We start from the raw sequence: 16,221 nt of genomic DNA, 5'->3' as shown, positions 1-16,221 counted from the left end.
CGGAAAGCCCGACCCCGAGCATCGCGAGGGGAAATGCCCAAAATATTAAAGGAAGAAATCCCAAACAAGGCCGAATCTTACCAGGAAATCCCGGTATGGATGCTCTGGGGCGGCAAAATTGTTGTTTCCGGTAATTAAAGAATTTAGATGTTCCAGTTTAAAAAAGATTCTAGTTTGCTTCACTTTTGCATTAAAAAAGAAATCTACTACCGGAAAAGCTCCAAATTCTTGTTCGTTCTGCACATAGAATTCGGCTAGAACAGGATCGTAAGCATCCATTTGGTAGCTGGTAAAATATTTGAAAGTTAATCCTGTTTGCAAATAAAGGGCTCGCTTGAACCAATGATCTTTATAATATAGTGTGTTGCGAGTGGTGAAATCCGGGATATTTAACACCCCTTCTCCATTAAGAACTTTTTGGTACATTACGGTATTATCCAAAGCAAATTTCCCATAAGTAAGCTCCTTACTTACTTTCAGCTTAAGATAATTCACTTCCCCAGGCTCTTGAAATGGCTTTACAAAAATGGTATCAGCTTTTGAAAAATAAGCATAGTTGGCGATCCGGGTAAAACTTGCTTCTACATTGGCCAAGTTTTTTGATTCCAGATGTACAGATAAACTTTGAGTATTGGTGTTTTCGAAATTGTTTTGCCAATTATAATTAATGTAATCACTCTGATACAGCAGGAAATTGAAATTAGGAGCACTTTCGTTACTCCTAAGCTCGGCTTTTACTTGATTATTCTTATTGATAAAATAATCTGCTCCCGCCAAGAAATTATGTCCAGTAAAGTCGCCTGCTACATTCACCATAAAATCTCCATACATTCTTAAGGGACCAAAACTTTTAAAATACTCGGCTCCGGCCGCGTAATTCTCTCCTTTAAGTCTATTAGTTATAATTTGATCTTCCAGAACAAAAACTGAATTGTAGCCATAATTAAAGTATGTGACTCCCGCTTTTACTTTTAATTGTCCCAACGTAGTATTGGCATACGTAATACCGGCAATATTATTAATGTTTCTAAGTTTTACTCTATCATTAAGATTTCCTGTTTTAAATGATTCTCCGAAAAATGCCACCGGAGCATCTTGCCTGAAAAGATATTTTTTATCATTAAAATCCAGCTCGTGATCTATAGTGATCCTATTATTTTTTCCATTAACAAGATCGAATTCGTGTGCTAAAAAGAATCTCTTACCAAATAATATGTTTTCGGCATTCTCGAATTTAACTTCTAATATGGATCTATCGTCGAATTCTTCTTCTTTATTGATGTATTGGACGAGTGACTGCTCTGTAAGTCCACCATTTTCCTGATTCAACAGATCTTGAGAGACAAAATGAGATTTATGTCTATATCTATTATTTAAGGTTGAATAATTAAGTGTGGCTCTGAAATTTCCGGTGCTTGTTAGTACATTCTGATATTTCCCTAAAGACCTAAGTCCCTTATATGCTATTGAAAAATTTAGTCTCTCTGAAGTATTTATAGTGAAAAAGGCATCTAAGGTTTGTCCTTGTTCGGGAACGGTTTTAAAGTATAGTTCTGTAAGCGGTGTTGGAACTTCATAATAGTAAATATCCTCTACTTCCATAAAATTATAATGTCTCGCTCTAGCACCCAACTTGGGGATTAGACCTCTCTCATTAAAATTATAGGCGAGCTTATTATAGGTTTGCCCAACATTTGCGAAAGGGATTAATTCAAAATTGTCCTTTCTAAGGTAATTGAATTTATAATCCTTTTGAATAGTCAAGGTCGTGTCTACAAATGTGGAGTCCCCGGAAATGGAGAATATTTTGTAAGCTGAAATAGGCGGCTTTTGAAGGCTGTCTTTTTGTTCCAACTTCTTTTGAAGGGGTTTGTCCTTTGAGATATTTTTTAAAGTATCTTTTTGAAATTCAGGATTAATCTCTGACGGATTTCTTACGGGCTCCTGTGCAAAAAGTAGCAATGGAGTGAAGATTAAAATTAGGGAAAAAGACAGGTGCTTCATAGACTTTATAGACTGCTACAAATGTAAAATAATAAAGTTAGAAGTAGAAAATGATACAAAAAGAAAAAACCGCCCAATTGGGCGGTTTAAAAAAATTATAATAAAAATTTACTGCTTCAGCAATTTAAAAGAATTTGGGTTTCCAGCAATATTTCCACCAAAATCAAAATTCAATTCTATAATTCCAGCACAAGTTAAAACTCGACCACCAGGAAGGAATTTATAAGTATTAGGACCAAAACTAGTAGTTGAAGCAATTTTAGTTTCATCTAAAGCTATTATATCCCCAGTTTCTGGATTTATAGTAAAAATTAAATCTTCAGAAGCCTCGTTTAAATAAGCTCCATCCACAACTGTGAATTGATTAGCACCGGGACCAGCGACAACTTCTCGAGCAGTTACTGTTTCTTCGAAGAACCCGAAGAAAGTAGAAGCCGTCACTTCATACGTACCCGCTATTAAAGAAGGATCTACAGAAGGACATTTAACATCCAATCCAACAGATAGAGTTTTAACGCTTCCACTTAAAATTTCAGAACCTTCTACAGAAACTAATTCTAAAACAAGCACCGCCCCTCCAGGAGGAATTCCAGCACTACCGACAGTGGTAATAGTAATATCTGTAGTGAAATCACCCGCAGCAATGACTGGCGTTAGAGTGCTTATTGTATAAAAAGAAGGGTCAAGAGTAGATTCATCAGAAACTCTTATTTGAACTCTCCTATCCATATCTGAAATTGATGAGACTCCAACACTAAAGGTAGATTCTGTATCGGCAGAAGGATCAAAAACCACATTCTGGCTTGCAACTCCATTAAACCCAGCAATTGCAACTTGTCCTTCACCGTCATAATTATTGATATCACCTATATCGTCGCCTTGGTCACATGAGGTAAACATCCCCATTGCAAAGACAAAAATTGATAATTTATATAGTATATTTTTCATTTTTATAATTAATTAAATTATTAGTAACCAGGGTTCTGCTCAAAATTCGGGTTAGCCTGTGTTTCCGCAGTTGGAATTGGGAATTGGAATCTAAAATCACTTGCCGGCAAAGTTAATACTTCTGGAGGCGTTCCAGATCCGTCAATGATATCACCATTGTTAGATCTTACCACTGGCATTCCAAGTCTCTTAAGATCAAAAAATCTGTGTCCTTCAAATGAAAGCTCAACTCTTCTATTGAACAAAATAGCATCCAAAAGTGCTGTACCAGATTCATCACCATCATAAGATGAAAAACGTAAATCTCTCAACATATTTAAGGTTGTAAGTGCGGCTTCATCCATTCCTAATCTGTATTGAGCTTCTGCCTTATTAAGAGTTACCTCTGCAGCTCTCAAAACTTTTATATCTAGCAAACCATTTACTTGCCCTTCTTCACCTAAGAATTTCTTAACTGCATTGTATTGATTTCCTTGATTAGTCCCTACAAATTGGATAACATTTCTCCTTACATCAGTAGTATCTATACTGTTAAAGAAATCAAATTCAATTGCATACTCAGAAATAGTAGAACTACTATTAGACTGACTATATAACACACCTACGTTCGACTCATTACTTTCTGAAGATGTATTTACAGAAAACTCTATAATTACACCTGCATTATTAGAATCTGTATATACACCTGGAAGTTGTGCTGGCGTAGCAATCGGTTCAGAAACTTGATTTGCAGCATCTATTACTTTTTGGTATTCTCCATTATATAAGTAAACTCTAGAAAGAAGTGCAAAAGCAGCATCTCTATCAAATCTACCTTCTCCATTATTGGTAGCAAGCAATCCTGTAGCTCTTTCTAAATCTCCTATAATTTCCATATAGTTACTTGCAACCGTTTCTCTAGCTGGTTGAGCTAAAGGGTCTCCAGTATCGCCATCTTCAACCTTAATATAAGGTACTCCTAAAGAAGAATTAGCATCTCCACTTTGAGTTGGAATCTTACCATATACGCGTACTAAATCAAAATGAGCAAAAGCACGTCCCATTAAAGCTTGACCCAAAATATTATCCTTTTCAGGACTATCAGCTAAGTTATCTATTTGACCAATTACTAAGTTTGCTGCATTTATTGCCTCGTATGCCTCACTAAAGTATAGTGTAATGGCTCCTCCTGAATTTGGGTTGTATCTATAATCATACAATACCTCATTAGAACGTCGTCCTGTAGATACAAGAACTACGTTGTCTGACAAAATATCAGGAACACCTTGTAAACCGGAACCAGTACTCGCATAGTAATTTTGGAATTGAGAATAAATTCCATCTACACCGTTTTGAAAAGTAGCAATACTATTAAAAAAAAGTATCTGGATTTCCATTCACAAAAGGCTGAAGATCGTTTATTTCATCGTCGCAACTAAATAAAGAGAGCGACAGAAACAAAATTATTACATATTTAAAATTATTTTTCATTGTCTATTATTTTTTTTTATTAGAAGCTTAATTCTACACCAACGGTGTAAGATTTAGTTTGTGGATAGCTAAAAAGAGAGAATTCTCCAGGAACAAAACCTTGATCTCCAGGTTGTGCATTCTCAGCAGATCCTATACCAATTTCAGGATCACCCTCATAATCTGTGAAAGTTAACAAGTTTTGACCTGTAGCAAATATTCTTAAACTATTAATTCCAAACGAGTTAATCATCTCACTAGGAACTCTATAATCTAAAGTTAAAGTTCTTAATCTAATATAATCACCTTTTTCCAAGAATCTTGTAGAAGTTTGATCTGCAGTATCACCAAATAAAGGACTTGGTAAAACATCTGTATCTCCTGGTTGCATCCAGTAATCAAATGCCTCAACTCTTTGATTAGAGTCAATATTTAAAGCAGAGATACCGGAAGATCGTTGAAAGTTTAAGATATAATTTCCGCTCTTGAATATAAAATCACTTCGCAAACCGAAACCTTTATACCTAAAAGAAGTATAAAAACCACCTTCAACATCAGCAAAAGGAGACTTCCCTTCAATTAACACTGCATCAGCTGTGCTATATTCATTAGTTACATTACCATCTACATCTAAATAAAGAGGTTCTCCATTTGCAGGATTTACCCCAGCATATCTAACTAAATAATATGAATAAACATCTTGACCTTCTACTAATCTGGTTGTTCCATTAGGAATATCTGCACCATCTACTAATTCTAGAACTTCATTATCAAGGAAAGAAGCATTACCTCCAATAGTCCAAATAAAGTTTGAATTTCTTACAACATCTCCTTTTAAAGAAACTTCAACACCGGTATTTTCAATTTTTCCAATGTTTGCGGTTATTGCATTGTTTTCATCTCCCACAGTTTGTGAAATAGGTCTATCTAACAACAAATCGTCCGAAGTTTTCTTGAAATAATCTACTACCCCACTAACTCTATTATTAAAAAGCGCAAATTCAACACCAACATCCAATATAGCTTGTGCTTCCCATTTAATATCAGGATTTCCTACTCCTAAAGGAATTGCAGTTGTAAATCCATTGTAAGTCCCAAAACCTAAAAGATTTAAAAACTCAAAGTTACCTATGTTCTGGTTTCCTGAAGTACCATAAGAAGCTCTTAATTTAAGATCATTAACAAAAGAATCTTCTAAGAAGTTTTCTCTTGCAATGTTCCATGCTGCACTTCCACTATAAAAATAACCATATTTATTATTTGGACCAAATCGTGAAGACCCATCTCGTCTTATAGATCCAGATAAGATATACTTCTCATCATAGTTATAATCTAAGAACAATCCTTGAGAAAATAAAATTCTTCTGGCCTCAGTTGAAGAAGCTGCTGTAGCTTCTGCTGCTACGGCCTGGTAAGGAATGTCCGGTGATGGAAAACCTCTACTAGTTGAAGTAAGATTTGTAAAAATATTCTCGTTATATTCTAAAAGGAAATCTGCCCTAAAATTATGTAATTCATTAAAAGTATCTGAGTAAGAAAAAATGTTATTCACATTATATTCGAAATCAAGACTAAATGTATCAGTTTGAGTTCCTGGGAAATTTGCATCACCAACGAAACTTTGAAGTAAACCACCAGCAACAGAACGATTAGTTCGGTTGAACCTATTACTAGTTGCTCCTACACTAAATCTGTTAGAGAACTTATCTGTTAATTTAATGTCTGCAAACCCACTTCCAATAATCAAAAAATTTCTATTATTTTCTGGCTCTGTAGTTAAGGCTCTTGCTATAGGAAAACCAGTAGAAGTAGGATTAAATACGTTATTTCCTTCTGCATCTACAACAATATTGTTATCAGCATCTCTTAGAAATAAAGGCTCGTAAGGATTATAATCATACACCCCTCTAAACGGGTTTTGTACATTGTTTCTATCTCTAGGTAAATCTGTTGTACTTCTAGCCATAGACACATTCATACCTACAGTTAACCAGTCCTTAGCTTGGTAAGTAGTATTTAATCTACCTGAAATTCTCTCAAATCCATCAATTCTATCAATAATCCCATCGTTCTTATCATATCCTAAAGAAAGGAAATAACTAAGCTTATCCTCTGCTCCTGAAATAGATAGTGCATTAGATTGAATATAGGATTTTCTTAAAAGCTCTTCTTCCCAGTTAGTATCTAAAGCAATTAAACGTTGTAATTCCTCCGGGCTAGCTGTCGCTCCTGGCAAACTTTGCGCAGCATTTACTCCTAGTGCAGCATATTGTCTTTCTAATTCCAGTTTTTGTTCGGCATTCATTAAATCGAATGGGTCATCAATTTTTTCTCCATATCCAAGTGAAGATCTAAATGTAATCTTAGCGTCTCCAGGCTTACCTTGTTTGGTAGTAATTAAAACAACACCATTAGCTCCACGAGAACCGTATTTAGAAACAGTAGCAGCATCTTTTAGAATAGAAAAAGAAGCAATATCTCCCGGATTAATATTGGCAACATCTGAAGCATCAATTGGAGTACCATCTACAATATACAAAGGAGTAGTGCTGGCATTAATAGAACCAACCCCTCTAATTTGTACAAATGCAGTATTACCTGGTCTACCATTGGCAGCAGTAACTTGCACCCCAGCAGCCTGACCTTGAAGAATGTTATCTACACTGGTAGAAGGAACAAAATCCTCAATATCCTCAGCTGTTACTGTTGATATTGCCGATGTTGAAAGCTCTCTTCTTGTAGAACCATATCCTACCACAATAACTTCATCTAAGGCTGCTGCATCTGCTCCTAAACTTACGTTAATTAAAGATTGCGTACCTACCACAATTTCTTGTTTTGCAAAACCAATAAAACTGAATACCAATGTATTTTGAGCCTGAGCTGAAATACTGTAGTTTCCATCGAAATCGGTTTGGGTTCCAGAATTGGTGCCCTTCACTACAATGTTAACCCCTGGTAAAGGCAAACCTGCATCATCGGTTACCGTTCCAGTAACGGTTTTGTCTTGTGCAAAAGTAAATTGCACCACGAACGCTAACAAAAGCGTAAGAATTCCATTTAATCTTTTTTCCATTATTTTTGTTAATTTGAATTAGCCTGCGCCAAAAATCCTAATAAATACTGAATAAAACAACATTATTAAAACGTTTGATGTGTTAAAATCTTAACACTACGCTATCTCATAGATGCAGAAATTCCCATAAGGTTGCGTGTAGTACTAAAAAAAAATGCAAGATTTGTAAAATGTTATTGAATTCTTATAAGAAAAATGTAATAGAATGTGGAACCGATGAAGCCGGAAGAGGATGTCTTGCGGGACCAGTAACTGCTGCAAGTGTTATACTTTCCCCCAAGTTCCAAAGTGAGCTTTTAAATGATTCCAAAATTGTAAAATCGGGCAATAGAAAAATTTTAAAAAAAATTATTGAAGAGGAGGCAATTTCTTTTGGAGTTGCACATATCTTTAATGAAGAGGTCGATAAAATCAATATATTAAATGCCTCTATTTTAGGAATGCATAAAGCAATAACACAGTTGAAAGTTACTCCCGAACATATTTTAGTAGATGGCAATCGGTTTAAGCCTTATTTAGATATACCACATCTTTGTGTAATTAAAGGTGATGGAAAATATTTAAACATTGCAGCGGCTTCAATTCTAGCCAAAACTTATCGAGATGAATTTATGGATTTAATTCATGAAGAGTTTCCAATGTATAACTGGAAACAGAATAAAGGATACCCAACCAAGGAACATCGAGCAGCAATCAAGAAATATGGAGTTTCAAAATACCACCGCTTAAGTTTTAAATTACTGCCAGATCAGTTAAAATTGGACCTATAACTTAGTACTTTTGTGAAAATTGATTTTGAATGACTAAATTTTTAATGGCTCTTCTTTTAGGCTTCTGCCTGTTTTCTTGTGATGCTCCCACAAATAAAACTACCAATCTATATGATCTTATCCCTGAAAAAAGCTCTTATATTCTAGAATCTGAAAATATCACGAGTTTTTTAAACGAAGCTGAGGGAAATGACATTTTTAGCGAGACTAACATTTTTAAAAATGTTAATTCACAGGAAATCAAGAATTACACATCACTTTTTCCTGCTACGAATTCCTTATTATCATTTATTAAAAAAGATAGTTTAACCTACGACTATCTATATTTGAGCAAGCAAGACAATGATAGTCTAGTAAATAAACCTTCGAATGATTTCTCTATTGAAGCCATTACAACTAAAGATTTTAGCTACAAGAAAACAACTATTGACAAGTCTACATTTTACAGCACATTTAGCAATGGAGTTTTAATTGCCAGTAATTCGTTGAAAGTTTTAAAGGAATCTATCAATAATGATAATTCAAAAAACATAAGTTCAGAAAATTTCAAAAAAAGCGGTTGCAGCTAGATCGAAAGACAAAACTTCCCTTTTTGTAAATCATAAGGCTTCAAAAAACTCCATAGCAGATTGGAGTATGGTAGACCTCGATTTAAGAAGCAATCAATTAAAATTTAATGGGATCGCTCTTACCAATAAGCAAGCAAATCAAATACTAAATATTTTTCAAGGGGTTCAACATCAAAAGAATGAAATAGCTAAAGTCACTCCCGCTTCAGCAATCGGCTTTTATTCCTTCACATATAATGACTTCAACACTATTTCAAAAAATTTACAAAAATACAGAGGCGATAGTTTAGCGATATCAAAAAGCACTATTTTAAGTTACACTAAAGAAGCCGGTGTTATATTTTTAGAAGAAGAGCAAGCAATTGCTCTAACACTTGTAGATCCTGAGTTGGCGATGGATACTTTCCCCATAAAAGATGAACTGAAAGCAGAGTTTCGTGGAATTCCGATTTACTCCGCTTCAGAAATTAATTTTTTAAAATCCTTCGAGCCGATTATCAAGTTAGATTCTCCTAAATTTTACATGCTTTTAGAAAACTTTTTAATTTATTCTGAAAGTGAAGAAACCTTGAAACGTATTATAAGTAACTTTCAAAATAGCTCCACCTTAAATAAAAATGCTTCTTTTGAAAAAAATCAGGAAGATCTGGCAGATGCCTCCTCCTTATTAAAAGTAACAAGACCTCAACTTACAAAAGCAAAAAATAAGAATTCAATATTCATTAATAAATATAGTCCACTAAGCAACCTAGGGGCGAATTATTCACTTGCCGCCACTCAATTTGTGAGCAACGATGGGTTTACACATATTCATGGAGTTATTTTGGACCAAAGCGATATTAAATCTGAAGAATTAGAGGAATTAGTAACAACTACACTTCCTATAAATATTACCGGCAACTCTTATGTTCTAAAAAACCATAGTACAAAAGAGATAGAAATTGCAGTCCAAGATGAGAGCAATGTGCTTTCGCTTCTAGATCTAAATGGAAAGGTGCTGTGGAAGAAGAAACTTCAAACTAAAATTATAGGCGATATCAATCAAGTAGATTTATTCAAGAATGGGAATCTCCAGATGGCATTTACTACTTTAAATAGGTTTCATGTTCTAGATAGAAACGGAAAAGAGGTAAAGCCATTCCCAATAGAATTTAAAGATGATATCACGCAGCCCTTGGCAGTATTTGATTACGATAACACTAAAAATTATCGGTTTGTAATCGTACAAAACAGAGAACTTTTGATGTACGATTCTAAAGGGAAAAATGTAAAAGGATTCGATTTTAAAAAAGCTTCTTCTGAAATCACTCAATCCCCGAAACATATTCGGTTGAAAAATAAAGATTATATCGTGTTTCCTGAAAAGAGCAGAAAACTGAACATTTTGAGCAGACAAGGAAAAGAAAGGGTTTCAGTAAAAGAGAAATTTCAATTTTCAGAAAACGAATGGTATGAAAATAAAAATGAGTTTATATCTGTTTCAGAAGATGGCGAATTAGTGCGGATAAATCAAAATGGAAAAATATCTAAAGACCAATTGACATCTGAAGGCAATGTTCAAATCGTAGCGAATGAAAGTACAATGGTTCTACTTTCAGAAAATATTCTGACAATAAACGATAAGGAACTTACCTTAGATTTTGGATTGTATTCAAAACCACAAATATTCTCTGTTACCGGAAAGAAGTACATTTCTATTACAGACACGCAAGCTAAAAAAGTGTATCTCTTTAACGAAAGAGGACAACTGGTTCCTAATTTTCCTGTATACGGAGTATCATTGCTGAAAATCACAAATTCTAAAACAAGGAATAAAACTATCATGCTTGTCTTAGGAGAAAGCGATGAAGTTATTAGTTATGAGTTTTAATTTTTAGCAGTTAGCTCTGCTTCAAAAATATTCGAAAAGTGCTTTAGAAGTTTTTGTTCCACTTCTGCTAGATTCACCTCTCGTACTCCAAGCTCTACATTAAGAGATGTCACTGCTTTTCCCCGAATTCCGCAAGGGATTATATTGTCGAAATACCCTAAATCTGCATTAATATTTAATGCAAAGCCATGCATAGTCACCCAACGGCTGGCGCGAACTCCCATCGCACAAATTTTTCTAGCAAATGGAGTTTCAACATCTAACCACACTCCAGTTTCCCCAGGACTTCTTTCAGCCTTAAGTCCGTACTCTTTTAGCGTAAGTATAATTACTTCTTCCAAAAAGCGCAGGTATTTATGAATATCGGTAAAGAAATTATCTAGATCTAAAATAGGGTAGCCAACCAATTGTCCCGGTCCGTGATAGGTAATATCTCCACCACGATTTATCTTATAATATTTGGCATTCTTTTCTTCGAGTTGCGCTGCAGAAAGTAGTAAGTGTTCTAAATCGCCACTTTTCCCCATGGTATACACATGAGGGTGTTCCACAAGCAGAAGGTAATTAGGGGTTTTAAGATTTAGAGATTCTCTTCTATTCCGGATTTTTAGATCTACAATAGCCTTAAATAATTGCTCCTGATATTCCCAGGTTTCCTTATAATCCTTTAAACCAAGATCCTGAACTTCTACCGCTTTGTTCATTATTTCCCTCTATTTAAAATAATTAGAGCTGCAATCACTCCCGGGATCCAACCCAGCAAGGTTAGAATTAACACAATTAAAATTGACCCACAACCTTTGTCGTATACTGCCAATGGTGGAAATAAGACCGATAAAATAACTCTCCAAACACTCATTAAAAATCTATTTTTAAACCTTAAAGCGCAAAGATACCAATTAATAATGGCTGAAAAATGATCCCCATTATTCTTTCTAAATCCTATGAATTTGAAATTGACTAGTTAAGTGAATGTCATTATATTTGCAACTTCTTATCCCTGAAGATAAGACACAAATTAAAAGACATCATGCAGCTATCTGAACAAGAAATTGTAAGAAGGGAAAAATTAGCTTCTCTTAGAAAATTAGGCATCAACCCTTATCCGGCAGATTTGTTTCCGGTAGATCATACTACTGCGAAGATCAAATCTAAGTTTGAAGAAGGCAAGAAGGTGGTGGTTGCAGGACGACTAATGTCTCGAAGAATTCAAGGGAAAGCATCTTTTGCCGAGATCCAGGATTCTGAAGGAAAGATCCAGGTATATTTCAACAGAGATGAAATTTGCCCGGATGAAGATAAAAGCAAATACAACGACGTATATAAAAAATTACTTGATATAGGTGATTTTATAGGGATTGAAGGAGAACTTTTTACTACGCAGGTAGGAGAAAAAACCATCATGGTGAAACAATTCTCTTTGCTTAGCAAAGCTTTACGCCCGTTGCCTCTTCCTAAAACAGATAAAGAGGGGCATGTTTTCGATCAATTTAACGATCCGGAGCAACGCTACAGGCAACGTTATGCAGATCTTGTTGTAAACCCTAAAGTGAAAGAGGTTTTCGTGAAGAGAACCAAACTTTTTAATGCCATGCGTAATTTCTTTAATGACGCAGGTTATTTTGAAGTTGAAACTCCAATTCTTCAGCCGATTCCCGGAGGAGCTGCGGCTAGACCATTTAAAACGCATCATAATGCATTGGATATGCCACTTTACATGCGAATTGCAAACGAATTATACCTTAAAAGATTGATCGTGGGTGGCTTTGATGGCGTGTATGAGTTTTCCAAAAATTTCAGAAATGAAGGGATGGACAGAACGCATAATCCTGAATTTACTGCCATGGAAATCTACGTGGCCTACAAGGATTACAATTGGATGATGGAATTCTGTGAGCGACTTTTAGAGCACTGTGCAATAGCTGTAAATGGTACTACAAAAGCAACTTTTGGGAAACATGAAATAGATTTCAAAGCACCATATGCACGAGTGACAATGGCAGATTCCATCGAGCATTTTACCGGTTTTAATATTACCGGTAAGAGCGAAGCCGAAATACGTCAAGCTGCCAAAGATATGGGAGTTGAAGTTGATGACACCATGGGGAAAGGAAAGCTTATAGATGAGATCTTTGGAGAAAAATGTGAGGGGAATTATATTCAGCCAACTTACATCACCGATTATCCAAAAGAAATGAGCCCTCTCTGTAAAGAGCATAGAGATAATCCTGAATTAACGGAGCGTTTTGAATTGATGGTTTGCGGAAAAGAAATCGCAAATGCATATTCAGAATTAAACGATCCAATAGATCAACGTGAACGCTTTGAGCATCAAATGGAATTGGCTAAAAAAGGAGATGATGAAGCTACCGGAATTATAGATCACGACTTTTTACGTGCTCTAGAGTATGGAATGCCTCCAACATCCGGAATGGGAATTGGAATGGACAGATTAATTATGTACCTCACCAACAATCAATCTATTCAGGAAGTGCTCTTCTTCCCACAGATGAAACCGGAAAAGAAAGCTGCAGTTCCAAAACCTGAAGATTTTATTAAAATAGGGGTGCCACAAGAATGGGTAGATGTGGTAATGAATGAATTTTTAAGTGTTTCAAAACTTAAAGAAAACAAGGCAACCCAAGTACATCAAAAATTAAATGGTTTACGAAAAAAGAATAAACTAACAATTCCTGCCCTTCAGTTAGAAGAAGTAGAAAAGTGGTTGTAGCCCTCATTGGAGGATTTATTTCCCGAGGCCTTTCCGAAAATTTCGTGCGGGCTTGTCTCTAATATTTAAAAGTGGTTCCTTTCTGATAATTATCCGACCATTACATTTAGGTATACACGAGGACCACAATTTCTTAGTTATAAAGATTTTTTGAGAAAAAATTAAACCTTTTCAAATTATTTCAGTCTAAAGGCTACCAAGAGGTAGTCTTTTTTCGTTTTATATTTCGGCAAATGGATGTTGCTTCTTATATTCAAAAAATTATTCAACAAAAACTTTTTACATGACCAAACAGTTATCCTACAAGCTATTAATAATAGCCTTGTCATTTTCTGTTTCCAGTTGTGCCGTTTTTCAGCCTAAAGATAAAAAGGCAACGGCTCAAGCTTCAGAGAAACCAGAATCTAAAGACAAAAACGGAATTAAACCTTACAACAAGGTAATTACAAAAGACGCAAAATCTGACAAAGGATTATTCACCGTTCATAAAGTGGATGAAAATTATTTCTACGAAATTCCTGACAGTCTTTTAAATCGTGAAATGCTTACGGTTACAAGGATTGCCAAAACCGCCAACGGAATTGGTTTTGGTGGTGGAAAACAAGATACCCAAGTTCATAAATGGGAACGTAAAAACAATCAGCTATTATTAAGAGTTGTTTCTCATGAGGTTTTTGCTGCAGATTCTCTTCCAGTTCATGAGGCGGTAGAAAATTCAAACTTTGAGCCTATTTTACAGGCTTTCCCAATAAAAGCTTTCAATAAGGATTCTCTAAGCAGAAATTATGTGATAGACGTGACAGATCTTTATACTAAAGATGTAATGGCATTAGGTTTACCGGATAGAGATAGAAAAGAATATAAAGTTTCCAGGTTAGATGATGCAAGATCTTATATAGATACCATTAAAAGTTTTCCTGAAAATATTGAAGTGAGACACGTAAAAACGTATAACGCTTCTAATGCTCCTTCAAATGAAAGTGCTGGTTCTATTTCTTTAGAATTCAGTAATTCTATGATCTTACTTCCAAAAGAACCAATGAAGCGTCGTTATTTCGACCAAAGAGTTGGATGGTTTGCAAGAGGTCAGGTTGATTATGGTTTGGATGTTCAAAAGAGTAAAACCATTAGATATCTAGACAGATGGAGGTTGGAAGTAAAAGATGAAGATCTTGAGAAATTCAAAAATGGAGAACTTGTAGAGCCTAAAAAACAAATTGTTTACTATATAGATAGAGCAACTCCAAAGCAATGGGTGCCTTATATTAAGCAAGGAATTAATGATTGGCAAGTGGCCTTTGAAGCTGCAGGTTTTAAAAATGCATTATAGCTAAAGATGCACCAACCAAAGAAGAAGATCCAGATTGGAGTCCGGAAGATGTTAGATATTCTGTGGTACGATATTTAGCTTCTCCAATTCCAAATGCAAATGGACCACATGTTAGTGATCCTCGTTCCGGAGAGATTTTAGAATCTGATATCAACTGGTATCACAATGTAATGACTTTATTAAGAAACTGGTTCTTTGTACAAACTGCGGCGATCAATGAGGATGCTCGTGGAGTTCAGTTTAAAGATGAAGTAATGGGAAGATTGATTCGTTTTGTATCTTCTCACGAGGTTGGACATACTTTAGGCTTGCCTCATAATATGGGAAGTAGCGTAGCTTATTCTGTAGAAGATCTAAGAGATCCGGAATTCACTAAAAAGTATGGGACGGCGCCATCCATTATGGATTATGCGCGTTTTAATTATATAGCACAACCGGGAGATGGAGATGTTGCTTTAATGCCGGAAATTGGTACCTACGATAAATATGCAATTGCATGGGGTTACAAACCTATTTTAGATAAATCGGCAGTGGAAGAAAAGCAAACTTTGGATTCTTGGATTTTAAAACATCAAAATGATCCAATGTATCGCTTCGGAAGTCAACAAAGCGGTGTAATAGATCCTAGTTCTCAAACCGAAGACCTTGGAGACGATGCAGTACTTGCTAGCCAGTACGGAATTGCAAATCTTAAACGCATTGTTCCAAACCTTATAGAATGGACTGCAGAAGACGGAAAAGATTATGAGGATCTTGACGATCTTTATGGGCAAGTGCTTAGCCAGTACAATCGTTATATGGGACACGTAACGGCTAATATTGGTGGAGTGTATCAGTACTACAAAACTTACGATCAAGAAGGACCGGTTTACACACATGTTGATACCGATCGTCAGAAAGAAGCTATGAGCTTTCTTCAGAAAGAATTATTTACAACTCCGGAATGGTTGATAGACCAAAACATCTTCAATAAAATTGAATTTGACGGGAATTTGGAGCGGGTTAGAAATTTTCAGGAAAGAACCATGAATAATCTTTTAGACTTCGGAAGAATGGCGAGGCTAATGGAAAATTCTGAAATAAACGGAAATGAAGCCTATTCTTTATTGAATATGATGACCGACCTAAGAACAGGTGTTTGGAGCGAATTGAACAGAGGTAGATCTATAGATCTTTATAGGAGAAACCTTCAAAGAGCTTACTTAGAACGCATGGAATATTTAATGACAGAGAAGCAAAGTGCGATTCCTGCTCGTTTTAGAAGTTGGGTTAAGCGAAGTAATATAGATGTTGCTAACAGTGATATTAGACCTATTGTAAGAGGGGAATTAGTTACTCTTCAAGGTAATATTAGAAATGCAATGAATAGATCTAATGATAAATTAACCAGATATCATTTACAAGATGCTTTAAAAAGGATCGATCTTATTTTAAATCCTATCGCTAAAGGTTAACATACTTCAAACTTTAAGAA

At 35.3% G+C, this 16,221-nt stretch carries 10 protein-coding genes and 1 pseudogene; 5 read left to right on the top strand and 6 right to left on the bottom strand.

What is annotated here, in order from left to right; genetic code table 11:
• Positions 1 to 45: 45 nt before the first annotated feature.
• The 4 genes from ON07_RS08445 to ON07_RS08430 form a co-directional block, all read right to left on the bottom strand.
• A complete protein-coding gene (locus ON07_RS08445; protein WP_010230027.1) occupies positions 46 to 2,004 on the bottom strand; it encodes a putative porin in 1,959 nt (652 codons plus the stop codon).
• A 108-nt stretch (positions 2,005 to 2,112) separates the two neighbouring features.
• Complete coding sequence (locus ON07_RS08440; RefSeq protein ID WP_155807198.1) at positions 2,113 to 2,952, bottom strand: hypothetical protein; 840 nt, start codon at positions 2,950 to 2,952, stop codon at positions 2,113 to 2,115.
• 20 nt (positions 2,953 to 2,972) lie between these two features.
• Positions 2,973 to 4,328 carry a RagB/SusD family nutrient uptake outer membrane protein gene (locus ON07_RS08435; protein WP_010230021.1) on the bottom strand — a complete coding sequence of 452 codons (1,356 nt, stop codon included), beginning with the start codon at positions 4,326 to 4,328 and terminating at the stop codon, positions 2,973 to 2,975.
• Positions 4,329 to 4,441: 113 nt separating this feature from the next.
• A complete protein-coding gene (locus ON07_RS08430) occupies positions 4,442 to 7,477 on the bottom strand; it encodes a SusC/RagA family TonB-linked outer membrane protein (RefSeq protein ID WP_010230019.1) in 3,036 nt (1,011 codons plus the stop codon).
• A gap of 170 nt (positions 7,478 to 7,647) precedes the next feature.
• On the opposite strand from ON07_RS08430, the gene ON07_RS08425 reads away from it, so the two are divergent.
• From ON07_RS08425 to ON07_RS08415, 3 genes are all read left to right on the top strand, one after another.
• The gene (locus ON07_RS08425; protein WP_010230016.1) at positions 7,648 to 8,247 is read left to right on the top strand and encodes a ribonuclease HII; all 600 of its coding nucleotides are present in this window, start codon (positions 7,648 to 7,650) and stop codon (positions 8,245 to 8,247) included.
• A gap of 29 nt (positions 8,248 to 8,276) precedes the next feature.
• Positions 8,277 to 8,816: a hypothetical protein gene (locus ON07_RS08420; RefSeq protein WP_010230013.1), complete on the top strand. Its 540-nt coding sequence runs from the start codon at positions 8,277 to 8,279 to the stop codon at positions 8,814 to 8,816.
• Between the two features lie 67 nt (positions 8,817 to 8,883).
• On the top strand, positions 8,884 to 10,686 hold the full coding sequence (locus ON07_RS08415) for a hypothetical protein (protein ID WP_010230009.1): 1,803 nt from the start codon (positions 8,884 to 8,886) through the stop codon (positions 10,684 to 10,686).
• Here ON07_RS08415 and lipB read toward each other — a convergent pair.
• Together lipB and ON07_RS16260 are read right to left on the bottom strand one after the other, a co-directional pair.
• Positions 10,683 to 11,390, bottom strand: a complete 708-nt coding sequence (lipB, locus tag ON07_RS08410; RefSeq protein WP_010230006.1) for a lipoyl(octanoyl) transferase LipB — start codon at positions 11,388 to 11,390, stop codon at positions 10,683 to 10,685. The genes ON07_RS08415 and lipB overlap by 4 nt on opposite strands.
• Positions 11,390 to 11,545 (bottom strand): YqaE/Pmp3 family membrane protein, encoded by a 156-nt coding sequence (locus ON07_RS16260; RefSeq protein ID WP_010230003.1) that lies wholly within the window; start codon positions 11,543 to 11,545, stop codon positions 11,390 to 11,392. The genes lipB and ON07_RS16260 overlap by 1 nt, the downstream gene beginning before the upstream one ends.
• A 171-nt stretch (positions 11,546 to 11,716) precedes the next feature.
• On the opposite strand from ON07_RS16260, the gene lysS reads away from it, so the two are divergent.
• Positions 11,717 to 13,417 (top strand): lysine--tRNA ligase, encoded by a 1,701-nt coding sequence (gene lysS, locus ON07_RS08405; protein WP_010230001.1) that lies wholly within the window; start codon positions 11,717 to 11,719, stop codon positions 13,415 to 13,417.
• Positions 13,418 to 13,700: 283 nt separating this feature from the next.
• A pseudogene (locus tag ON07_RS14970) lies at positions 13,701 to 16,201 on the top strand (zinc-dependent metalloprotease).
• Positions 16,202 to 16,221 lie beyond the last annotated feature (20 nt).

The organism is Gillisia marina, from assembly GCF_000258765.1.
GTDB classification, from domain to species: domain Bacteria; phylum Bacteroidota; class Bacteroidia; order Flavobacteriales; family Flavobacteriaceae; genus Gillisia; species Gillisia marina.
This window is presented reverse-complemented; position numbering and strand designations above follow the sequence as displayed.